Origin of the sequence: Nonomuraea sp. C10 (assembly GCF_008017515.1) — a bacterium.
Lineage (GTDB): Bacteria > Actinomycetota > Actinomycetes > Streptosporangiales > Streptosporangiaceae > Nonomuraea > Nonomuraea ferruginea.
Map to the genome: position 1 here is coordinate 2,244,861 of NZ_VPFF01000003.1, position 22,449 is coordinate 2,267,309.

A 22,449-nucleotide genomic window follows, 5' to 3' on the forward strand; every position below is an offset into this window, starting at 1 on the left:
GACCAGGGGACGCTCGTCCTCCAGGCTTCCGCGCCTTTTACGCCTCCCCCGTTCCTGTTCTTTCTTGTCCCGCCTGCTCACGCCTCCGCCTCTTGCCAGGACACTTCGCGGACTATTTCTCCTGCCGTCACCCGTGGCACCCCACCGTAGCGGCCACGTAGGTATCCGCGTTCGAGGTTCTCCTCCTTGCGGGGTTTGGCCGCGGTGAGGGGGTACAGCTCGGTTTCTCCGGACTGCTGCTTCATCGTGATCCACACCTGATCCCGGTTGAGCGGACGGTCGAGAACCTCGCTGCCCAGCAACGTCGCATCGTGCGTGGTGAAGATCAGCTGAGCACCCCTCGGATTGGATCTGGGATCCTGGAAGACGCGCACGACCTCAGCGGCCAGCGTGGGATGCAAACTTGAATCCAGCTCGTCCACGAGCAGGACCGACCCCTGGTCCAGCACGGTCAGCATGGGCCCCAAGAATGCGAACCATGCGTGAGTGCCCAGAGACTCTTCCGAACCGAAGTCCAGCGGTGTCTCTCCACCGTCAGCCGTGCGGTGCCACAGTCTGATCTCGCCGGTTTCGGGGTCTGTGTCGAGGCGGGTCACGCCCAGGTCGGCCGATTGCAGCAACTGCACGATGCGATGATGGTAGGAATCCGCTCCACCTGGATGAGACAGGAGGCGGCGTGTCCAGCCGACCCGGGATTGGACGTCTCTTCCCGGCGTCACCAGCCACAGGTTCTCGAGGAACCAGCGATAGATCACTGTCAATTGAGGGTCATTGAGAGTCGCGCCGACGGACAGGAACAAGGCGTTCGACCGGGTCAGCTTGACCAGGGCTTCCCGTTCCCCTTTGAAGCCCTCACCTCGGAAGACGAACTCTCCGCCCTCCGACTGCGGACGGCCGGCCTCCCGGTCGAACCAGACGTTGCGCCGCCCGTGTGGATACGCGTGCAGCCACTCGGCCTCCACCTGCTCATCCGACAACTCGAAACCATAGGTGTATCGAACGGGCTCCTGGCCCAAGACAAGATCCACCTCGAACAGGGTCGTCTCCTCGCGAGACACCTGGTCGAGCTTGAACGGCTGACGGGGAACCGCTTCGGGTGTCTTGGCCCAGTCGGCGAAAGATCCGCGGACCGCGTCACGCATGAGTTGGAATGCATTGAGCAGGTTCGACTTGCCCGAGGCGTTGGCTCCGAACACCCCTAGCGCGGGGTGCAGTGAAACGTCACGTCCTCGGTGCTTGAGACCGGTCTCTCGCCCGGCGCCTTCATCGAACTCCGTAGCGATCAGGGATAGTTCGTACTCATCGCGGATGGATCGATGATTGGCGACGCGAAAACGGATCAGCACCTTGGACCTCCTGCCAAGACGAGTCTATCTGCACCGTCATCAGGGGATTGACGCGGAAAACCTGCGTGTAATGGGCTGTAGTACCTTCGTTCGGGATACCAGACAGCACTTCGGCGGCACCGGTGACGAAGGCAAGATCAACCTCCATCCCAAGGACCTGGCCCTGAAGGACGCTGACTCCCTGCTCCCGCCAGAGGTGATCGCTGAGGAGGGGGGTTCTTGCTGTCGCGTACGGCCGCGATGCCAGGAAGGGTGTCAGCCACTTCGACGCAGTCGTTCCCGCTTCTGCTGGGAGAAATAGTCAAGACCTCTGGATCATGATCTTTGGGTGACCTCCGTTCAGGTCGCGTAGAGGGCGAACGAGATCACCCGATGCCGCCGGTTTCACTCCGGACGTGGTGGGACACGTGAGGGTGCCTCACGATGGGTCCGGCAGTTGCATCGATGCGAGCCTGGTGGGATCGGCCACGATCGCGATGGCGGTGATCCGGTTGTGGGTGACCGCGAACGAGATGTTGGAGAGCGGAGTTCCGTCCTCGCGCCACGAGATGAACCCGGGAAGGTCGTTGACGATTACCGCGCGATGTCGAGCAACTGCGCCGGAGAACATCTGCGCACCGGAGGCGACTGCGGTGGCGCCGAGAGTGACGACCACGCCGTTCGGGGTGTCGACCGTCAGCTTCACGTCCGGGTCGAGCACGCGCAGCAGCGCTTCGAAATTGCCATCGACCGCTGCCGCGCGGAAGGCATGGATGACCTGTCGTTGTTCTCGTCCGACGATCGTCGGACGCTCGATAGCCTGTACCTTCTTGCGGGCGCGGCTGGCGATCATCTTGGGGGCGTCGGCGGATTTGCCGAGGATCTGGCCGATCTCGGCGAACGGCACCGCGAACAGGTCGTGCAGCACGAACGCCAGCCGCTCGCTTGGTCCTAGCGAATCCAAGACGGCCAGCAGCGCGAGCCCCACCGAGTCGGCCAGCGCCACGTACTCGGCTGGCTCAGCGCCGTCGTCGACCGTTACCACCAGCTCAGGCGGCTCGTCGTCGTAGGGGTTTCGGGGCGGGTCTGGCGGGAGCGTAGGACATCCAGACTGGTCCTGCCGACCACCGTGGTCAGCCAGCCCGCCAGGTTATCGATGGTCGTCGTGTCCTGGCGGGCCAGGCGCATCCACGCCTCCTGGACCACATCCTCGGCGCCGGCGTGCGACCCGAGCACGCGGTAGGCGACCGCGCGCAGCCGGTCCCGCTGGGCCTCGAACGCCTCGGCCACCAGGTCAGTCCGGCTGCGGTCAGTCATGTTCTCGCTTCCTCGGATCTGCTCGCTGATGGCCTATAACAGGCTCGGATCGTCGCGTAGTCCATGGTCGGTCAGCCAGCGGCGCGGTTTCGGCGCTGCTGGCGCAGCGAGATCCGGTTGCCGTCCGGATCCACCGCCTCGATGCGAACACCGAACGGGTAGTCCACCGGTTCTGGCTCCTCGAATGTCTCGCCTCGCTGGCGAAACATCTCGAAGTCCTTCCTCGATAGTCGGCCTCCTTCTCCAGACCGAGCCCTTCGGTGTAGAACTTCAGCGCGCGGTCCTGATCGGTGACATAGACCGTCACATACATGATGTTGTCAGCATCCTGGTCTCCATCTCGTTGTGGGTCCGGCGGCCGTGGGGATAGGCGGCCGTCGCCTGTATGACGGGCGCCGGCGCCAGAAGGTAACGAAGGGACTGACCTGTGGCCGCATGAGGGCTTCGAGTAGCGTCGCCCCGGGGCGAACCCGAGCGACAAGATGGGCGCGTTGACGCGCGCCAACGCTTCTGGGCCGACTCGATGAGCTTGAAGGCCATCGCCAGTCCGGCCGCGCGTGAGCCAGGCCCCTTGGTGACCTTGGCCGCGGCCAAGGCGTGGTCCTTGTCCTCGGCGTTCCAGATCTCGGCCAGCGCCTTCTGGGCTCCGGGATGGGCGGGCTTCGGCAGCGACCCGACCACGTTGGAGATCTTGCGAAACCAGCACCTCCGGGCACTGGTCTGCGGAAACACCTCGCCCAGAGCCGACCAGAAGCCGAGCGCGCCGTCCCCGACCGCGAGCGCCGGGGCGCGCATCCCGCGCCGCTTGCAGTCCCGCACCAGGTCAGCCCACGACTCGGTCGATTCACGGTAGCCGTCGGACAGGGCGATGAGTTCCTTGCGGCCGTCGGCACGCACCCCGATCATCACCAGCAGGCACAGCTTGTGCTCCTCCAGCCGGATGATGACATGGATACCGTCCACCCACAGGTAGACGTAGTCCACCGCCGGCAGGTCACGGGCAGCGAAGGCGCGCTGCTCACCCTTCCACTGCTCGGTGAGCTTGGTGATGACCGACGCGGACAGTCCACTGGTGGAGCCGAGGAACTACGCTCGCCCGTCTCCTCATCGATGCGCTTGTCGTTGACCCGCGGGGCCTTGACCTCGATCACGCCGACGCGGGTGAGCAGCTCACGCGGCTGGTGGTAGCCAATGCGCACCACCAGGCGGCGGCCATCCCCGTCGCGCTCGTGGGCGAAGGCGGCGATGTAGGCATCCACCTCGGCTTGCAGGGCGGCGGCGGGTATCGTGCGGGCGCTCTCACGGAGGATCTGGTCGCAACGAGGAGGAACTCGTCGAGGAGTGGTCGTCAGCGGACAGCTCGGGTACTACGGTGAGGACACGGAGTGTGCCTTCCCGACCGACGTTGGGGCGTCGGCCTGATCTCGAAACCTTGATCAGATGATTCGGGAAGATCATTGCTCCTGCTGAGGCTGCTCTTACGCCACGCGGCGCAGGTCAGTCATGAGTCGGTTGCTCCTTGTCGACGTGGAGCGCCGCCGCGCTTCGTGGTCCAGTCCAAGCCAGTGGCTGGATAGATGAATGAATGAATGAGACCTAATACGGCAGCCGCCATTTGCTGTGTGAGCTGGGACGACGTGGTGCCGGGCCGGACGTGAGTTTCTGGCGGGATCCCCGTACAACGAGAGCAGCCGCTCGTGATCATGTCTGTGTGACGAGAACAAGATCCAAAGCGGCTGCTGCCCTCATCGTAGAGGCCAGGCGGGCGCAACGGAACCTCGACGACCTCATGGGCGCGCTGGCCCCGATGTTCTCCCGGATCGAACCGCGGCTGCAGGCCGCCAAGTACGTCCGGGCCGTGATGTCCGAGCTGCCCCGGCGTAACGGCTGGACGATCGCCGAGTGGATCGGTGACCGCCGTCCGGACGCCACCCAGCGCCTGCTGAACCGGGCCCGATGGGACACCGCGGGCGCGATGAGCACCGTCCGCCGCTTCGCCGTCGCCCGGCTGGATGCCGCCGCCCGGCCGGGCAGCCTGACCGTCGGCGTGCTGGACGAGTCCGGCCAGGAGAAGAAGGGCACCGCCACGGCAGGCGTCAAACGCCAGCACATGGGCTGCGCCGGCGGCATCGACAACGGCATCAACACCGTCTACCTCGCCTACGCGCGCGCCGGGGCAGGGCACGCGCTGATCGGCGCCCGGCAATGGATCCCCGCCGAGCAGATCAGCGACCCGGTCACCGCCATCACCACCGCTCTGCCGCTGGACCTCAGCTTCGCGACCAAGGGCGAACTGGCCATCGGCCTGCTGCGCGAGGCCTACGCCGACGGCGTGCGCCTGGACTTCGTGACCGGGAACGAGGTCTACGGCGCCTGCACCAAGCTGCGCACCTATCTGGAGAACCACGGCCAGGCCTACGTGCTGCGCATCCGCGCCACCTTCACCCTCACCCTCGGCGGCGGCACCTGCCTGACCTGTGAACAAGCCGTGGCCAAGCACCTGCGGCCCAAACGCCGGTGGACCATCCGCTCAGCCGGGCACGGTTCCAAGGGCGAACGCACCTATGCCTGGGCGTGGATCGCCACCGCCAGCCCTGCCCACTTCCTGCTGGTCCGCAAGCACCGCACCACCGGTGAGCTGGCCTTTCACTACTGCTTCGTGCCCGCCGGTCAGCCGGCCACCCTGGCCCGCCTCGTCTCAGCCGCCGGGTTGAGGTGGCCGGTGGAGGAGAGCTTCCAGGCCGGCAAGGACCTGTTCGGCCTGGACGAGTCCCAGGTCCGCCTCTATGAGGCACTACTGCGGCACCTCGTGCTGGTCATGGCCGCCCTGGCCGTCTGCGCGGTCACCGCCGCAGCAGCCCGGCACGGAACCGACACCCAGGCCGGCCTCCCCACGCATCCCGATGAAGCGCCGCCTGCCGACCTTGGCCTGATCCCGTTGACGGTCGCCGAGGTCAAGCGCCTGTTCAACGCCGTCACCGGACATCCACCGACGCTGGAACACACCGTCCACTGGTCGACCTGGCGACGCCGCCATCAAGCCCGCGCCCGCTGGTTCCATCACCGAGCCCGCCTGACCACCGCCTATATCCAGGTCAACTAACGAATGGCGGCTGCCGTACTAAGCGAGGTCGTCGAACTCCCCAGCAACGAGCCCATGTCGAAAGGCAGCGAACTCGCTACGCGTGAAGTACAGCTTGGGACCGTTGGGATCCTTGGAATCCCGCAGCGCGATCAGAGACCCGTGGCCTGCCTTGTGCCCGGCGCCCAGCGCCTTGGCGGCGAGATCGCCGTCTATCAGTGCCACTTCGACACAGTCCCCACCGGTTCCGTTGGAGAGGCTGGACTTGCGCCATGTTATGCGACTGAGCTGGTCAGGGTTCCGTCTGGAAAAGGCCGGGCACGTACTCGGTCTCGTAGCCGAAGATGGATGACGTGTCCTCTTCCAGACCCACGTAGCCCTGGAAGTACTCGGGGATCGCGTCGGACAACTTGTCCCACCAGCCACGTTTCCGTGCATCGCGGGCCAGTTGGAGGAGCACCTCTCTGGTGTGCGCCGGCACTTCGTAGATGTCCAACAGCATCGTCACATCCGAGATGCGGGCCCCGACCAGGGCCGCCTCGATGCGGGTGATGGTCGGGGCCGAACATCCCATCCCATCCGCTCCGCGACCGCGTCGCGGGACATTCCCCTCTCTTTGCGCAGGCTGCGCACGTCCAGCGGGTGTCGGGGCCGTTGCTCGTACGGGCCTCTCTTCGAGGCGAAAGGTGGGTGTTCTCGTGGGGGCGAGGCCGGAACCGGTGCGTGGATGCGCGGGACGAGGCCGCGTGCGAGCGGGTGTGGGAGGTGGCGCAGTGAGGGAGCGGGCACGAAGAGGAACGGTCGCCGCCCCCTCGTCGATCACCTCGACCCTGGCCGTCACGGCGGTGACCTCGAAGACCTTCACCCTCACCAGCCCGCCCGGCCGCCCGGACCCGGTGTGCAGCACGGCGTTCCCCACCAGTTCGCTCGCGACGAGCCGGGCGCCGTCCACCTCGCGATGCCCCGCCACCGTCAGGGCGTCTGCCACCCAGCGGCGAACCAGGCAGACCCAGGCCGCGCTCCCCGGAACCGTCAGGTCCACCGGGGAACCCGGACCGTGCCGCGGCGGTGGAACCTGGTGTGGGCCGAGGTGTCCACGATGGACATGCTCGACACGCCCAACCTCGGTTCATCGCCCCGACGCCGACCAGGCTGAGCCGGACGCCTAGACGTCCACCACGGCCTGCGCCCGCCATACCCCGTCCACCCAACCGAACCGCAGGTTGTGCGTGCCGACCGCCTTCGGCATCGCGCCGATCCGCTCCACCGTCTCCAGCGGGACTGTGGCCAGCCGCGCCTCCACCCGCTCCACCGGGAACTCGGTCGGCTCGTCGATCGACATGTCCACGGCCAGGCGGCCGAACGTCTCGATCTGGTAGATCACCTCTTGCAACACCGCGACGAGCACCTCTTCGTCGCTCTCCTCGGTCACCACGAAGGTCACGCTGTCGTCGGGCCGCGCCCCCTCGATGTCGGCGAAGCTCTCCACCAGGCCCCGCATCGCCTCGGCCAGGCAGCCTTCCCTGGAGTCCGCCCAAGCCTCCACCGCGACGTCGGCGGGATGCGGCACCACGCGATGACCACCCCGGCTCATAACGCCACTCCAGCAGCTGCCCGCGCCGCCGGGAATCCCCTGACCTTCAAGAGTTCATCCCGATTCCCCCGGTGTGTCCGGGCCCGCTTCGCCCGCGAGGTCGCCGCGCTCACGTTTTGGTCCTAGCGTTCCACCATGGACCTACTGCGATACGTGGCCTTCAGTGAACGAGCTGACGGAGGAAACCCCGCTGGAGTCGTCCTCGACGCCGGCGGGGTCGGCCCCGAGAAGATGCTCGAAGTCGCTGCGGAGGTCGGCTACTCGGAGACCGCCTTCGTGACAGAACGGACCGACCGGACTCTTTCGGTTCGATACTTCAGCCCGAAGGTGGAAGTGCCCTTCTGCGGCCATGCCACCATCGCGACGGCAGTGGCCTTCGCGGACGTGCACGGGCCCGGAGACCTGCTCATGCACACGCAGGCCGGGCCGATCAAGGTGACGACTTCGGTGAACGCGGCCGGTCACACCGTCGCCACCCTCGTCAGCGTTCCGCCACGCGTGGAAGCGCTGGATGACGCGCTCCTTGAGGATCTCCTGTCGGTTCTGGGCTGGTCGTCAACCGATCTGGACTCCGGCCTGCCTCCCAGAGTGGCCAACGCCGGCGCTTCTCATCCGATCATCGCCGCCGCCACTCGTGAACGTCTCGCGGACCTGACCTACGATTTCCCAGCCCTGGCCGAGTTGATGGCCAAAGCCGGCTGGACGACGATCGACCTCGTGTGGCGGGAGCGGATCGATGTCTTCCACGCCAGGAACCCCTTCCCTCCAGGGGGTGTGGTGGAAGATCCGGCGACCGGTGCCGCCGCGGCGGCGCTCGGTGGCTATCTGCGTGCTCTCGGACTCCTCGCGCTGCCCGCGACCGTGACCGTGTACCAGGGCCATGACATGGGCCGCCCGAGCACCATCACGGTGTCGATACCCGCGGATCCGGCGATCGGCATCTCGGTCACGGGGACGGCGGTGGCGCTGCCATAGCGCCCTTACGCACCGGCTGAGGGACGGCTTGCCGCCTACGAGGCTATGCTCCGGGGTCGGCGATCTCGATGACGTGCAGGGATTGCTCGAAGGCGTGGACCGCACGCTCCCAATGGTTCTTGTCCAAGGTGAGCACTGGGCACACGGAGGCGTCGGCGATGGCGGCGACATGCGCATCGCCCCAGTCGAGACCGGTACGAGTGATCGCTGACGCCAGCGCGATCCCGTGATCCGGCTCCCGCAAGCCGGCGACGGTGATCTGTTGCATGGTGGCGATGCCGAGGAGCAGGTCGGCCGCGTCCTTGGACCCGGAATCCACCGAAGCCCCCGAGACGGTCAGGACCGACAGGACCATCGGCTGACCTTCGGCGTCGAAGCGGGCGACCATCTCCATCAGGTTGCTGTCGCCCCTGGCTAGTTCGATGAGGATGCCGGTATCGAGGATGAGCGGCGGCAAGGTCACTGTCCGCCGCCCTCGGAGTAGCGGGGGCTGTCGGCGAGTTGCCTCTTTACGTGGGCCATCATGCGATCGACACGTGCGTGGTCGGCATTCGCGTGAGCGCGGGTCAGATGGGTCTCGAGGAGTGCCTTGCGGCGGCGCTCCTCACGAACACGCGCGGCGAGGGCTTCGTTGACGTACGCCGACAGGGACTTGACGTCGTCGTCGCCGACTCGGCTCTTCACATAGTCGACGAGGTCGGGGTCGAGGGTGACAGCGATACTGGGCTTGGGCCGGCTGCTCATGGGCTCAATGCTAATACCGTCCTATGATCTTTTAGCGTCATAGCGGTAATCGATGGCGGCGCGGCCGAGGAACTGTGGGAGAAGCTCCTGTCCGGCGAGGCCGGATAGCTGTCGCAGCGCCCGAGGCCAACTGTCGGCGAGGTCGACGGCTCAGCACAGGAGCCGCGGCGGCGTGAGAACTACTTCTCCATGCGCTTGGCCAGCGCCCGAACCGTCTTGATGTCGTCATCCGTGACGTCGGTGCTCTGGTCCTGCGCTTCGTGGCTGACGATCACTTGCCCCACCTTGCGGTTCCGCACGGTGTCCAGGCCTTTGGGTTTCAACCAGGCTGACGACAGGGGAGTGGTGTTGGGGCCGGACGACTGCTGGGCCAGGAACTTGTCGTGGGCTGATTCGAGCTTGATCGCGTCGTGCCAGTTGCGGACATTCCAGAAGAAGAGATTGAGCCCGAAGAGCACCCTCGACAAGCTGGAAGCCTGGTCTGAGAGGTTCTGGTGGATGCGTGTGCCTTCGTCGATCTGGGTCGTGGTGTACTTGGCCGAGTGCTTGCGAAGTTCTTTGGCGGCCTTGTCGTACTCGTCCCATAGGGTCTTTATGTAAGTGCGCCAGTCATCGAATACCTGTTGCTGTGACGACATATATTTCGTGTCGGCCGCCAGGCCCTGATAGTGGCCCACGAGATTGTCCAGGTGTACGTGGATGTCCGCGGCTGCCTTGATGAGCTGCTCTTCCAAGTCCTGCCGCGCCACTACCCATGCGCCGAAGGCGAGGTCCACCGCCTCTGACTCTTGGTACGTTCCATGCTTCTCGGAGGGATTCTCTGACACGGCGTTCTCCTGTCGTGTGACCGCCCTGGGGCGAACGAGCGATAGATGACTCGGATCAAAGAGGACGGGTGGCGAACAGCATCGTCGTTCCGCCGAGAAGCCCTGTCAACGGTGCGGAATGGCCGTATGAGAATATGGCGAATCGGTTGGGGTGAATTGCGGGCATTTGAGTGCTTCGGGCCGCTCTTGCCGGGGCGCCGGTGCGGGACGCCCGCGAAGGCGTCCCGCACCCTCCTCCGAGGAGGCAGTTCCTAGTACTCCCGTTCCTGGTGCTGGCAGTACTGGCGCTTCCAGCCGCCGCCCTTCTTCTTCGACTGCTTGCAGTAATAGCACCGCTTGTTGTTCTCGGTCATCCACTTGCACGGTGCGCCGGCGCTGGTGGACGCGCAGTTCCTGAGTATGGTCGCGCTGTCGGCGCTCTGCGCCTGCGCGGCGGCGGAAGGGACTAGAGCGGCTGCCGCGAGGGCACTGATGGCGCATGCTTCTTTGAGCATGGAGCCTCCCCGTTGCTCGTTGCCTCCTTCTCATCGTGCCCCGCCGGAATGGAAGAACGTCAAGGCGCGGGACGGCATATTTTCTTGGCCGCGAAAATAAGGCCCGACGCTCAAACGTGAATCGCGCGGACGGCGCCCGTTCCACAAGCGTGTCTTTACCGGCGATCCGCTTTCCTTTTCCTCCGGCGCCGTGAAGGTGCGTCAGACGCAGGTCAAGAGGGTCTTGCCGAGCGTGGTGCGGGCGGCGATGGCCGCGTGCGCGTCGGCCGCGCGCTCCAGCGGGAACGTCTGCCCGATGTGCGGCCGAAGGCGTCCCGCCGCGGCCTCGGCCAGCGATCGCTCGATCAGCTCCCGTACCCGGACGGGTTCCGGCGCACCGTCCGTGATCCCGATCAACCGCACGCCGCGGGCGGCGGCCTCCTCGGCGGTGAAGTCGGCGAACGTGCCGCCGGCCGCGCCGTACGCGAAGAACCGGGCGCCGCTCACCGCCGCGTCCAGCGCCTGGCGGCCGAGCGGGCCGCCCGCCCCGTCGAACACCGCCTGGACGCCGCCGGTCAGGTCGCGGACCCGGTCGGCCCAGCCCTCCTCGGTGTAGTCCACCGCCTCCTCGGCGCCGGCCTTGCGCGCCAGGTCCAGCTTGGCGTGCCCGCGCGCCGCCCCGATCACCCGTGCTCCGGCGGCGGTCGCGAGCTGGGTGATGACGACGCCGAGGCTCCCGCCCGCCGCCGTGACCAGCACCGGGTCGCCCGGCCGGATCCCGGCCCGGTCCACGACCCCCATCCCGGTCGGCCCGTCGTGCAGCAGCGCCAGCGCCTCGTGCGGACCGAGCGCGTCCGGGATCGCCACCAGGGTCTCGGTACGGGCGACCGCCTTCGTGGCGTACCCGCCGACCGGAGCCAGGATCGGGCTGCCCTCGTGCACGGGCTTCCCGGTACGGGCGACGACCCGCCGGCCGGTCCATCCCGGGTCCACGCCCTCCCCGGCGGCCACGACCGTCCCCGCCACTCCGTCACCCGGCACGTACGGCGGCTCCACCGGGAAGAACCCCTCCCCCCAGCCCGCCCTGAGCTGGGTGTCGAGGAACAGCACGTCCACGGCGACCACCTCGATCAGGACCTGCCCGGGCCCGGCGACCGGATCCGGCGCGTCCCGCGCCACCAGCACCTCGGGGTCTCCGAACCTGGTCACTTCGATGATTCGCATGCCACTCGCTCCGCTCTGTCTCCCGGTCTCTGTCTCCGACAGCCTGCAACCTCGACCAAAGTTGAGGTCAAACCGGTGAGTCTCCGCGCTATCGGAGCGGGGCAAGAGGGCGACGCCTCGTGGTGTGGAGCCGGCTATGCAGTGCCCGCGACCAGCGCAGCCGGCCGGGACAGACCCGGCCGGCTGCGGTAGCCGTCGGACTCAGTGCTCGGTCAGCACCGTCGCTCCGGTGAACGACTGGGCCGCGTGCAGGCTCACGTAGTGGTAGCCCTCCGCGGGGCTGGTGACCGTCAGGGTGTGGGCGTTGCCCGCGCCCGTCGCCCGCTGGGTGAAGGACGAGGTGGTGGCCCAGGAGGTGCCGCTGTAGTAGAGGTCGGCGTCGCCGGTGCCGCCCGACGAGGTGATGGTCAGTCTCGCCGTCCCCGCCGGCACGTACAGGTAGAGGTACGCGTAGTCGCCCGTCGTCGCCGACAGGCCGCCGCGCCGGCAGTTCTGGCCGAGCTCGCGCGGGTCGGCGCCGGCGCACTCGGTGCCACCACCGCCGCCGCCGACCGAGCCCAGCCAGGTGCGCCAGTCCGCGTCGTACCGGCTGCCGATCGTGCTGGTCAGGAAGGTCCGCGCGGTGTTCCACGCCCCGGTCCGGTACGCGCGCAGCACGGTCTGGACGTCGGCCGGGTGCCGCTCGTACAGGTAGCGGACGGCCAGGTAGCCCCACCGGTAGACGCGGGTGGAGTCGTGCGCGTACGTGGTGTTCCACAGCGTGGACAGCGCGTACGTGCCCTTGGCCGCCTCGGTGACGGCGGCGTCGTAGGTCAGCTTGCGATACCCGTACGACACGTACTCGGCGAAGCCCTCGATCCACCAGATGGTCGGCGTGCTGATCCCGGCGGTGAAGTCGCCGTACATGTTGAAGCGGCCGTCCAGGTAGTGGGTGTACTCGTGGTTGAGGTTCCAGATCTGGAAGTCCGGACGCAGCCATTCGGCCTCGTACGCGATGAACCTCGGCTGGTTGCCGGCCGCCGCCGGGTCGCCTTCCAGGTACATGCCGCCGTTGTTCGTGTCGATGCCGAACATGGCGCCCGCGTACGTCCGGTAGTCGGTGCTGGAGTCGTACACCACCACTTCCAGCGTGGTGTTGCGGTCGTCCGCGACCGGGCCGCTGTCACGCGCCAGGTTGTGGAAGTACGCGTCCTGCCCGGCCAGGCTGGCGCAGCTGGCGGAGAGCTGCCCGGACGTCATGTGCTGGGCGCGGACGCGGATGCCGGAACCGCAGGCGTGGGTGATCGGCAGCACCTCGGCCGCCAGCCGGTTCCGCAGGTCGCAGGCGCCGTAGGACGAGCAGTTGGCGCGGTCGTAGAAGTCGGCCATCTCGGCGACGCCCACCCACAGGGGGGCGGTGGCGCCGGTGATCGACGAGCGGTCGAGCAAGTTCCTGGCCAGCGGCCGGACGGTCGTCCGCAGGTCGGCGTGCTGGAGGAAGCGGCCCAGCTCGCGGCCCGCGTTCGAGACGAGGTACGACCGGTCCGTGCCGAGGAGTGACAGGTGTCGTGTCGCGAACGCGTACAGCGTGTCGAGCACGCCGCGGTCGGCCCGGACGGCGCTGACGAACGCCGGCAGCTGGTGGCCCCGGAACAGCACGGTGTAGACGTTGTTGACCGCGTTCAGCATCGGCCAGGAGGCGTCGTACGTGCTGTCGTAGCCGTCGAGCAGGCGCTTGACCACCCACAGGTAGCGGTCGTTCTGTTGGGCGCTGTCGATCAGCGTGACCGCCTCGGCCAGCACCTCGCCGTTGGCGTCGCTCACCGTGAAGGCGCGCGGGGCGCCGAAGAACGCGTCCAGCCCGGCCATGACGGCGGTCCGCAGGGACGGGCCGTATGCGCCGACGTCCGACGGGTTGTACCACTGGACGTAGTAGCCGGCCCGCAGGTAGAGGACGAGCTGGGCGGTCCCGGCGCTGTTGTCGCCCGGGTAGTTCACGCCGTCGTCCCTGAGGGCGTACGCGACGCTGGTCATCTGCGCTTCGCGGAAGGCGTGGTACGCGTCCGCGCCCGTCAGGGAGAAGAGCGTGTTCACGCACTCGGTGGTGGACGCCTTGATCTGCCGCACCAGCGCGCCGCCGGTGCGGCCGGTGAAGTCGCCCACGGAGCAGGCGGCGGCCTTGAGGGTCCTGGCGGCCGGCTCGTCGTAGTCGCGGCGGAGCGCCTCCTTGGACGCGGGCAGCGGCGCCCGGTCCTCGACGGCCAGGGATTCCTTCCGTACGTGGTCGTCGATGGTCGTCGTCGTGGCCGCGGCCGGCGGCGGTTCGGCCGTGACCGACGCGCTCGCCGGCATGGGCGCCGCGAAGGGCAGCAGCAGGGCTGCCAGGACTAACAGCTTTCGCACGAGAACCTCCGGGGGGTGACGCATGGATGCGAGGCCGCCCTGAGTGTGGAAGCCGTTGCCGAGCCGCGGTCATACAGCCGGGCATAAGAGTTGCGTATGCCCTAATTTCTGGACATGGACCTCGATCTCAGGCACCTCCGGATGGTCTGCGCGATCGCCGACACGGGCAGTGTGACGCGGGCGGCGGCGCGTCTCGGCCTGTCCCAGCCCGCGATGACCAACCAGCTCAGGAAGGTCGAGGCGATCGTCGGGGGCGAGCTGTTCGTCCGCAGCCACGCGGGCGTCGAGCCGACGCCGCTGGGCCGCCAGGTCGTCGCCCGCGCCAGGATCGTCCTGTCGGAGCTCGACACCCTCTTCGGCGACCTGCGCGACGCCGGCGAGACCGCGGGGCTCCAGCTGGGCTGCATCCACCTGGCGTGCGTGGCCGGCGTCGTGGACCGGGTCGCCGAGGAACTCCCTGGCCGGCCCATCTCGCTGCGGATCGAGCCGTCCGCCGTGCTGCTCGCCGAGGGACTGGCACACGGGCGGCTGGACGCCGCGCTCATGGGCATGATCGAGGGCTTCGACGTGCCCATGACCGCCCCCGTGGTCACCCGCACGCTGATCCCGCGCCATCCGATCTTCGTGGCGCTGTCGGCGGGCCACCGGCTCGCGGGGCAGGCTGAGATCGACCTCGCGCACCTGCGGGGCGAGCGCTGGATCAGCCCGCCGGGCGCCGAGGACGGGTCGCTGGCCGCGCTGCGCGCCTCCTGCCGGGCCGCCGGGTTCGAGCCCGACGTCCGCTACGACGCGCCCAGCGGCGCCGGTCGCCCCCTGGTCGCGGCCGGGCACGGCGTCCGGCTCGTGGACCCCACCTGGCCCGCCGCCGAAGGCACCGTCGTGCGTCCTCTGGCGGGCGAGCCGCAGGTCGCCAGGCTCGTCGTGGCGTGGCGGCGGGACCGTCTCAGCCGCGACGCGGCCGCCGCCGTCTATCGCGGCCTGGCCCGCGCCTTCATCGACCACGTCGAGGACAACCCGGTCTTCAGCGCCTGGTGGCACGCTCACCCGGAGGCCCATCCGCTGCTGTGAGGACCTGGCGTCGTGTGCTCTCTGACGACTATGATGATCTAGCTCAGGTCCAGCCTGTCGTTTCACGGTAGGGAGCACCCGACTGTGGCTGGTGCGGCGACTCCCGGCGCCGGTGCGCCGCGGCTGATGGCGGTGCCCGCGTTCGTGGGCCGCGAGTCCGAGCTCGCCGCGTGCCGGCGGGCGCTGGCCGGGGAGCCGGCGATCGTGCTCGTCGAGGGAGAGGCCGGGGTCGGCAAGAGCCGTTTGCTGCGGGAAGTCCTGGACCGCGGCCTGGTGGCCTTCTGCCCGCCCTTCCGCGAGCCGTACACGCTGGGCCCGATCGTCGACGCGGTCCGCCAGGCCGCCGGCAGCGTCGCGGGGCTGGGGCTGAGCGCGCTCGCCGGGGCGCTGCGGCCGCTGTTCCCCGAGTGGGCGGACGGGCTGCCGCCCGCGCCTGAGCCGCCCGAGGACGCCCGCGCCGCCCGCCACCTGCTCTTCCGCGCGCTCGACGAGGTGCTGGACCGGCTGCGGGTGTCGGTGCTGGCGGTGGAGGACGCCCACTGGGCCGATGAGGCCACGCTGGAGTTCCTGCTGTTCCTGGCCGCCCGGCACCCGTTGCGGACCGGCCTGGTCGTGACCTACCGCCCGGACGACGTGCCGCAGACCTCGTTGCTGCTGCGGCTGTCGTCCCGGCTGCCCGCGACGGGGCTGCGGCTCACGCTGGAGCCCCTGGACGTGGCGCGTACCGGCGCCCTCGTGTCGTCGATGCTGGACGACGAGCCCGTCTCTCCGGCCTTCGTCCAGTTGCTGCACCGGCACACCGACGGGGTTCCGCTGGCCGTCGAGGAGTCCGTGCGCCTGCTGTACGAGCGCGCGGACCTGACCCGCAGGAACGGGGAGTGGGCGCGGCGCAGGCTGGCGAGGATCGACGTGCCCCCGACCGTGCGTGACGCGGTTCTCGAACGGGTCGCGCGGCTGAGCCCGGCCGCGCGGTCCGTCCTCCGGGCGGCGGCGGTGCTGTCCGCCCCGGCGGACGAGGCCACGCTCGGCGCCCTGCTCGCCGCCCCGGCCCGGCATCCGGACGCGCCGGCTCGGGACGGCTTCACCGCTCCGGGCGGTCTGGCCGAGGCGCTGGCGTGCGGGCTGTTGCGCGAGGACGACGGGTCGCTGTCGTTCCGGCACGTGCTCGCCTCCAGGACGGTGTACGAGGCGATCCCCCCTCCGGACCGCCGGGCGATGCACCTGCGGGCCGCTCGCGTGCTGGCCGCGCGGACGCCGCTCCCCGTGTCCCAGCTCGCCCGGCATTCCCGCGAAGCCGGAGACGTGGCGAACTGGAGGCGCTACGCCGAGCGGGCCGCCGATCTCGCGCTGGCCACCGCCGACGAGGCCCACGCCGCGTCGCTGCTGTACGACCTGCTCACCCATCCCGAATCGCCCCCGGCGGACGCCGCCCGGCTGGTCGCCAAGATCCCGTTCCCCTCGTTCACCGGTGACGACCGCTTCCACGGGCTGGTCCGGAGCCTGCGGTCCGCTCTGGAGTGGGACGCGATGCCCCCGGCGGACGCTGCGGAGACCCGGCACCAGCTGGGCCGGGTACTCGTGATCATGGAACAGTACGAGGCCGGCCGGGCCGAGATGAAGAAGGCGGTCGCGCACCTGCCGCCCGGCTCCCTGAGCGCCGCGCTGATCATGACCTACCTCGGCTGGCCACGCGGGCCGTCCACCCCGGTCTCCACGCATCTGCGCTGGTTACGCCGCGCGGCGGCGGCCGCCGAGTCGGTGCCGGCGAGCGACCGCCTCAACCTCCTCGTCGAGCGCGTCAGCGCGCTGCTGCTGATGGGGGAGGAGGAGGGGTGGGCGGAGGCATCCCGGATACCTGGTGAGCCGGCCGACGCGGAGGAGTCCCGGCACATCGGGAAAGGTCTGCTGAACCTGGGAGACGCGGGGGTGCGCTGGGGACGCCACAGCGATGCGGCCCGCTATCTGGCGCAGGCCGCGCGGCTGGCCGAACGTCACCGGTTCCGTCGCATCAGAGAACTCGTCCGGGTGACGCGCCTTCACCTCGACTGGTTCGAGGGCCGATGGCGGGGGCTGGCCGGGCGGGCCGCCGCCCTGGCGGAGCACGACGAGATGCAGCCGGTGACGAGGCTGGAGGCCGTCCTGGTGGCCGCGCTGCTGCGCGCGGCGGCGGGCGACGCCAAGGCAGAGGAACGGTTCGAGCACGTGCTGTCGGATTGCCGCCGCCACGGTGCCGTGGAGCTCCTGGCCGAGCCGGCGGCTGCCCTGTGCCGACTTCTGCTCGCGCGCGGAGAGACCGGGGAAGCCCTGCGGGTGACCGACGAGCCCATGCGACAGGTCGCGGACAAGGGCACCTGGCTGTGGGCGGCCGACCTCGCCCCCGCCCGAGCCGCGGCGCTGGTCGCCGCCGGACGACCGGACGAGGCCGCCGACCTCGTCGCCGCGTTCGCCGGTTGGGTGCGCGGGCGGGACGCGCCGGCGCCTCGGGCCGGTCTGGCGCTGTGCCGCGCGATCCTCGCGGAAACGCGTGCCGAGCCGCGACAGGCCGCGGCCGCGTACGGTCGCGCAGCGGACGCCTGGCAGCGGCTTCCCCGGCCCTACGACGCGCTGCTCGCTCAGGAGCGGCAGGTCGCCTGCCTGCTGGCCGCCGGTGAGGCCGAGACGGCGCTTCCCCTCGCCCGGCAGGTGCTCCGGGGGCTGACCGGCCTGAACGCCCGCGCGGCGGCGGAGCGGCTGGCCGGTCTGCTCCGCGTCCACCAGGTGGAGGTGCGCGGGCGCGGGCGACGGGGCTACGGCGACCAGCTCTCGCCCCGCGAGCTGGAGGTCGTCCGCCTGCTCGCCACCGGAAAGACCAACAGGGAGATCGCCGCCGTCCTGTCGCGATCCCCGAGGACGGTCGCGGCACAGGTCAACTCGGCCATGCGCAAGCTCGGTGTCAACTCCCGTACGGCACTCGCGGTCGGCGCCGTCGAGTCCGGACTCGTGTCCTGACAGAGACCTGCCGTCTTCCGTCATTTATTAGGTCATCCAACCCATGACAAGGGTTGTGGACTCACCGAAGCTCACAGCGTGAAGTCCTCTCCGAGCGACCTTCGGGATGACTCTCCGGACGATGAGGACGCGCCGCCCGAAGACGAGACCGGCGAAGAAGCCGGCGAAGAGTACGAACCGCTCTGACACCCCCCAGGAGAACCCCCATGAAGATTTCCATAGGCGTGCGCCGACGATGGCCGGTCGCGGCCCTCGCGGCGCTCGCCATGGCCACGACGGCTGTGCACGTGCCGCCGGCCGCAGCCGAGAAGGCGCAGAAGGAGCCGGCCGCGCCGGTCACCCTCGACGGCGTCGAGCCGGGCGAGCACGAGATCACCCTCATCACCGGTGACAAGGTCACGTTCACCGACGAGGGCGGCGGACGCTACCGCTTCCAGACGGAGGCCGCGCCCAGGCCCGGCGGCGCCATGCCATCCTTCCACGGCCAGGGCGGGCCCGACGCCTTCTACGTCTACCCCGACGACGTGCTGCCCGCGATCGAGTCGGGTCGCGTCGACCGCGCGTTGTTCGACGTGAAGTACCTGGCCGAGCACGGCTACGCGGACGACACCTCCACCCCGGTGATCGTGCAGTACCCCGAGGCCGCCGAGAACCGCCGGGCCGCGGCCGACGCGCTCCCGGCCAGCGCGCCGACGGCCACGCTCGACAGCATCAACGGCGCAGCCTTGGCCGTGCCGCATGACCGTACCGCCGCGTTCTGGACCGCCGTGCTGGACCGTACGCCCGAGGGACGGGCCGCGAGCACCCTCAGTGCGGGCCTCTCCAAGGTGTGGCTCGACCGCAAGGTCGAGGCCGACCTCGACTGGAGTGTGCCGCTGATCGGGGCGCCGCAGGCGTGGGCCGCCGGTTTCGACGGCACCGGCGTCAAGGTCGCCGTCCTGGACACCGGGATCGACGACACGCACCCGGACCTCGCCGGCAAGGTCACCGAGGCCCGGTCGTTCGTCCCCGGAGCCGAGACCGCGAAGGACGGCCACGGCCACGGCACCCATGTCGCCTCCATCATCACCGGCACCGGGGCGGCCTCCGGCGGCAAGCACAAGGGCGTCGCGCCCGGCGTGGAACTGGTCGTCGGCAAGGTGCTCGACGACGGCGGCAGCGGCGAGTGGAGCGGCGTCATCGAGGGCATGGAGTGGGCCGCGTCCAGCGGGGCCGACGTCGTGAACATGAGCCTGGGCGGCGATCCGACCGACGGCACCGACCCGATCAGCCAAGCGCTCGACACCCTCACGGCCGGCACCGGCACGCTGTTCGTCGTCGCCGCGGGCAACTCCGGCGAGGCCGAGAGCGTCGGCACGCCGGGCGTGGCCCGGTCCGCGCTCACCGTCGCGGCCACCGACAGGGACGACAAACTGGCCCCGTTCTCCAGCCGCGGCCCGCGGTCCGACGGCGCGCTCAAGCCGGACATCGCGGCCCCTGGCGCGGACATCGTCGCGGCCCGCGCTGCGGGGACCAGCATGGGCACACCCACCGGCGACTCGTACACCTCCGCGTCCGGCACCTCGATGGCCACGCCGCACGTCGCGGGTGCGGCGGCGATCCTCGCCCAGCGGCACCCGGACTGGGAGGCGGGCCGGCTCAAGACCGCGCTGATGAGCACCGCCGAGGACGTGGGCGGGACCGTCTACGAGCTGGGATCCGGACGGCTGGACCTCGCCACCGCGATCACCCAGCGGGTCCACGCCACCACTCCCAACCTCGACTACGGCTACGTCGAGGCGGGCACCGCGCCGATCAGCAAGGAGATCTCGTACGTCAACGCGTCGGACCAGCCGGTGACTCTCACCTTGACCCCCGACCTGGCGAACACCGCCGGCGAGGCGGTCCCGGAGGGCATCCTGGCGGTGGACGCGACGCTGACGATCCCGGCCGGCCAGACGGCCACGGCCACCGTCACGATGAACGCGGCCGATCTCGCCGAGGGCGCCTACACGGGTGCGGTCACCGCGACCGACGGCGGCGGCACCCGGCTGACCATCCCCGTCGGCCTGCTCCGCGAGCCGCCGAAGGTCCAACTCACCATCCGAGTCCTCGACCGTGAGGGCGCACCGGCGGCTCCGGCGGTTCTCGGCATGCTGGACGTCACGGGCGGCCGCGGCTCGCTCGGCCGCCGCCTCCGGGCGGAGTCGCCCGGCGTCTTCACGGCCATGGTGCCGCGTAGCGTCTACAGCGTCACCGGGGCGTTGGCCTGGGTCGACCCGTCCACGTACCTGACGCACAGCGCCTGGCTGCTGGCGCCGGAGTTCGAGGTCTCCGGGGACGCCGAGATCACCCTCGACGCGCGTGACGCCCGCGAGATCCGCTTCGGCACGCCGGAACCGTCCGTCCCGTCACCGGAATCCCAGCGGTACACCTACGTCCAGGAGACGCTGGCGGACGGCAGCATCTGGTACCACGGGACGAGCTCCGCCCCGTTCGTCCGTCACTGGGCGACGCCCACGAAGAAGACCACCAAGGGCAAGGTCTCGCTGACCACCAGCGTGGGGCAGGCGGCTCCCGAGGTGACCATGAAGGTGCGCGGACGTGACGGGTTCGCCCTGCACCCCGAGGTCTTCCCTCACGTAGGGAACATCGTCAGGAACTACGGGGTGGAGCACGTCCCCTTCACAGGGAAACTGACCGCGAAGCTGGTCGACGTCGGGATCGGCACTCCGGAGAAGCTGGCGGGGCTCGACCTGCGCGGCAAGCTGGCGCTGCTCGACGACGAAGGCAACTGCGGCGGGCGTCCGGAGCGTTTCCACGCCATCCGCGACGCGGGGGCGGCCGGCATCCTGATGTGGCCGTCGGGGCCTCTCTACTCCTGCGGCCTGGGGCCGTTCATCCCCCAGCCGGTGTGGATCCAGCCCGATGACGGCGTGACGGAGATCGGCATCCCCTACGTGTCGGTGTCTCCCACCGAGGCCCGCGCGTTGCGGGAGCGGCTCGCCAAGGGCGCGGTCAGCATCGACGTGCACGGCAGGCCGCATTCGCCCTACGCCTACGGGCTGCACCACACCGAGCGGGGCCGGGTGCCCGCCAAGCTGTCGTACGAGCTCACCGGCCGGCAGTTCGCGACCATCGACGCCCGCTACCACTCCGAGACGCCCACGGCTTACCAGAGCGAGTCGTGGCCGGTGGCGAAGTCGGACGTCGTGCCCATCCCGGCCGTGCTTCCGCAGATCGCCGCCCCGGGCACGCGCGTCGAGTACGTCGGCCCCATCGACCCCGAGGCGGTCGTCGTACGCCAGACGAGCAGCGAGCAGTGGTCCCTGCTCCGCGCCATGCACGTCTTCCGCAGGCCGGCCCGCCTCACCCACCACTGGAACGCCGGCCCCTTCACCCCGAGCGCGTCCGTCGTGCCGGACGACGTCTACCGGACGATCGACCCCGCCGGCAGCGGGCAGAGCGTCGGGATCTGCTCGGTCTGCCGGCAGGGGGACGCCCTGTGGCCTCTCTACACCCGTACCGGGGCGCAGGGCCAGCTCGGACAGCCCGTGATCGGTGGCATGCGCCTCTACAAGGGCGGCACGGAGATCCCGCTCGGCATCGCCGCTCAGCTGCCCGCGTTCAACCTCCCCAAGGAGGCGGGCGACTACCGGTTGACCCTCGACGACGCCGAGGCCAGGACGACGGCGGAGTGGACCTTCCGCTCCCGGACGGTCACCGAGGAGGCCAAGCTGCCCGGCTACGACTGCCTGGGCGCGCTGGCCGGCGTCGTGGACCCGTGCCGGCCGGAGGCGGTCGTGTTCGTCGCCTACGACCTGAGCGACAGCATCGGGCTGGACAACAGCGTGCCGGCGGGAAGGCGGCACACCTTCGACGCCGACGTCCACCACTCGCCGACGACCGCCCGCACGCCCGCCGTAGCCGGTCTCAAGCTGTGGACCAGCACTGACGACGGCGTGACCTGGGCTCCGGCCGACGTCCGCCGGGGCCGCGGCGGCGCCTACACCGTCTCGGCCAAGTATCCCCGCCTGTCCGCCACCAAGGGCGCGGTGAGCCTGCGGGCCGAAGGCTGGGACGCCGCGGGCAACCGCGTCACCCAGACCACCCTGCGCGCCTTCACCCTCCGCTAGCCGGGTGAACCGACGCTCCTGCGGGCTCCGCATCCAGCCGGGCCCGCAGGAGCCGGGTGCACGCAGACGACGGCCGGCACGATCGCCGGCAGCAGCTGCGACCGGAACCTCTGGCTGGGTCCCTCGGGTCGTTCCGCTTTACTCCGGCGGGCCCAAGATCGCGCTGAATTCCGGTGCCGCCCGAGTGGATTTCCTGGATTTCTGCGAGACCGAGGACTTCAATGGTTTCGCATGTATAACCGTGGGAGACGGTGATGGGACGCACACCGGCTTCCCCATGTACAGGTGCGGATGGCGGAAGGTCTACAACTTCATCAACGCGGGCGCTGTCGTGA

17 protein-coding genes and 2 pseudogenes are annotated in these 22,449 nt (G+C 69.5%); 5 read left to right on the forward strand and 14 right to left on the reverse strand.

The window, feature by feature from the left end; translation table 11 throughout:
- Window positions 1-77: 77 nt before the first annotated feature.
- The 6 genes and pseudogenes from FR742_RS42745 to FR742_RS42765 all read right to left on the reverse strand — a co-directional run bounded on the left by FR742_RS42745 (window position 78) and on the right by FR742_RS42765 (window position 4,001).
- Window positions 78-1,346, reverse strand: coding sequence for an ATP/GTP-binding protein (locus tag FR742_RS42745; RefSeq protein WP_148036858.1), 1,269 nt, complete (start codon window positions 1,344-1,346; stop codon window positions 78-80).
- A 137-nt stretch (window positions 1,347-1,483) separates the two neighbouring features.
- Window positions 1,484-1,651 (reverse strand): DUF397 domain-containing protein, encoded by a 168-nt coding sequence (locus tag FR742_RS42750; RefSeq protein ID WP_148036859.1) that lies wholly within the window; start codon window positions 1,649-1,651, stop codon window positions 1,484-1,486.
- Window positions 1,652-1,764: 113 nt separating this feature from the next.
- A complete protein-coding gene (locus FR742_RS42755) occupies window positions 1,765-2,370 on the reverse strand; it encodes a sigma factor-like helix-turn-helix DNA-binding protein (RefSeq protein WP_261809069.1) in 606 nt (201 codons plus the stop codon).
- Window positions 2,364-2,642, reverse strand: coding sequence for a sigma factor (locus FR742_RS46315; RefSeq protein ID WP_261809070.1), 279 nt, complete (start codon window positions 2,640-2,642; stop codon window positions 2,364-2,366). The genes FR742_RS42755 and FR742_RS46315 overlap by 7 nt, the downstream gene beginning before the upstream one ends.
- Window positions 2,643-2,904: 262 nt before the next feature.
- Window positions 2,905-2,955: pseudogene (locus tag FR742_RS46710) on the reverse strand (hypothetical protein); the annotation flags it as partial.
- A gap of 7 nt (window positions 2,956-2,962) precedes the next feature.
- Window positions 2,963-4,001: pseudogene (locus FR742_RS42765) on the reverse strand (transposase).
- Between the two features lie 352 nt (window positions 4,002-4,353).
- Here FR742_RS42765 and FR742_RS42770 point away from each other — a divergent pair.
- The gene (locus FR742_RS42770) at window positions 4,354-5,745 is read left to right on the forward strand and encodes an IS701 family transposase (protein ID WP_222709296.1); all 1,392 of its coding nucleotides are present in this window, start codon (window positions 4,354-4,356) and stop codon (window positions 5,743-5,745) included.
- An 18-nt stretch (window positions 5,746-5,763) separates the two neighbouring features.
- Here the strand turns inward: FR742_RS42770 and FR742_RS46320 are convergent, their stop codons facing one another.
- The 3 genes from FR742_RS46320 to FR742_RS42780 form a co-directional block, all read right to left on the reverse strand.
- Window positions 5,764-6,003: a DUF397 domain-containing protein gene (locus FR742_RS46320; protein WP_261809122.1), complete on the reverse strand. Its 240-nt coding sequence runs from the start codon at window positions 6,001-6,003 to the stop codon at window positions 5,764-5,766.
- 13 nt (window positions 6,004-6,016) lie between these two features.
- Complete coding sequence (locus FR742_RS46325) at window positions 6,017-6,766, reverse strand: ATP-binding protein (protein ID WP_261809124.1); 750 nt, start codon at window positions 6,764-6,766, stop codon at window positions 6,017-6,019.
- 123 nt (window positions 6,767-6,889) lie between these two features.
- The gene (locus FR742_RS42780; RefSeq protein WP_187281620.1) at window positions 6,890-7,297 is read right to left on the reverse strand and encodes an archease; all 408 of its coding nucleotides are present in this window, start codon (window positions 7,295-7,297) and stop codon (window positions 6,890-6,892) included.
- A gap of 156 nt (window positions 7,298-7,453) precedes the next feature.
- Here FR742_RS42780 and FR742_RS42785 point away from each other — a divergent pair, with 156 nt between their 5' ends.
- Entirely contained in the window at window positions 7,454-8,293 is an 840-nt protein-coding gene (locus tag FR742_RS42785) for a PhzF family phenazine biosynthesis protein (protein ID WP_148036862.1), read from the forward strand.
- Between the two features lie 43 nt (window positions 8,294-8,336).
- On the opposite strand, the gene FR742_RS42790 is transcribed toward FR742_RS42785, so the two are convergent.
- From FR742_RS42790 to FR742_RS42810, 5 genes are all read right to left on the reverse strand, one after another.
- On the reverse strand, window positions 8,337-8,756 hold the full coding sequence (locus FR742_RS42790) for a PIN domain-containing protein (protein WP_148036863.1): 420 nt from the start codon (window positions 8,754-8,756) through the stop codon (window positions 8,337-8,339).
- Entirely contained in the window at window positions 8,753-9,037 is a 285-nt protein-coding gene (locus FR742_RS42795; protein ID WP_148036864.1) for a hypothetical protein, read from the reverse strand. The genes FR742_RS42790 and FR742_RS42795 overlap by 4 nt, the downstream gene beginning before the upstream one ends.
- A 179-nt stretch (window positions 9,038-9,216) precedes the next feature.
- A complete protein-coding gene (locus FR742_RS42800; protein ID WP_148036865.1) occupies window positions 9,217-9,864 on the reverse strand; it encodes a hypothetical protein in 648 nt (215 codons plus the stop codon).
- 695 nt (window positions 9,865-10,559) lie between these two features.
- Window positions 10,560-11,561 (reverse strand): zinc-binding dehydrogenase, encoded by a 1,002-nt coding sequence (locus tag FR742_RS42805; RefSeq protein ID WP_148036866.1) that lies wholly within the window; start codon window positions 11,559-11,561, stop codon window positions 10,560-10,562.
- A 201-nt stretch (window positions 11,562-11,762) separates the two neighbouring features.
- On the reverse strand, window positions 11,763-13,943 hold the full coding sequence (locus FR742_RS42810) for a M9 family metallopeptidase (RefSeq protein ID WP_261809071.1): 2,181 nt from the start codon (window positions 13,941-13,943) through the stop codon (window positions 11,763-11,765).
- Window positions 13,944-14,057: 114 nt separating this feature from the next.
- Here FR742_RS42810 and FR742_RS42815 point away from each other — a divergent pair, with 114 nt between their 5' ends.
- The 3 genes from FR742_RS42815 to FR742_RS42825 all read left to right on the forward strand — a co-directional run bounded on the left by FR742_RS42815 (window position 14,058) and on the right by FR742_RS42825 (window position 22,114).
- The gene (locus FR742_RS42815; RefSeq protein ID WP_148036868.1) at window positions 14,058-15,011 is read left to right on the forward strand and encodes a LysR family transcriptional regulator; all 954 of its coding nucleotides are present in this window, start codon (window positions 14,058-14,060) and stop codon (window positions 15,009-15,011) included.
- 84 nt (window positions 15,012-15,095) lie between these two features.
- Window positions 15,096-17,999 carry an AAA family ATPase gene (locus FR742_RS42820; RefSeq protein WP_222709297.1) on the forward strand — a complete coding sequence of 968 codons (2,904 nt, stop codon included), beginning with the start codon at window positions 15,096-15,098 and terminating at the stop codon, window positions 17,997-17,999.
- Window positions 18,000-18,205: 206 nt separating this feature from the next.
- Entirely contained in the window at window positions 18,206-22,114 is a 3,909-nt protein-coding gene (locus FR742_RS42825; RefSeq protein WP_148036869.1) for a S8 family serine peptidase, read from the forward strand.
- The last annotated feature ends 335 nt before the right edge of the window (window positions 22,115-22,449 follow it).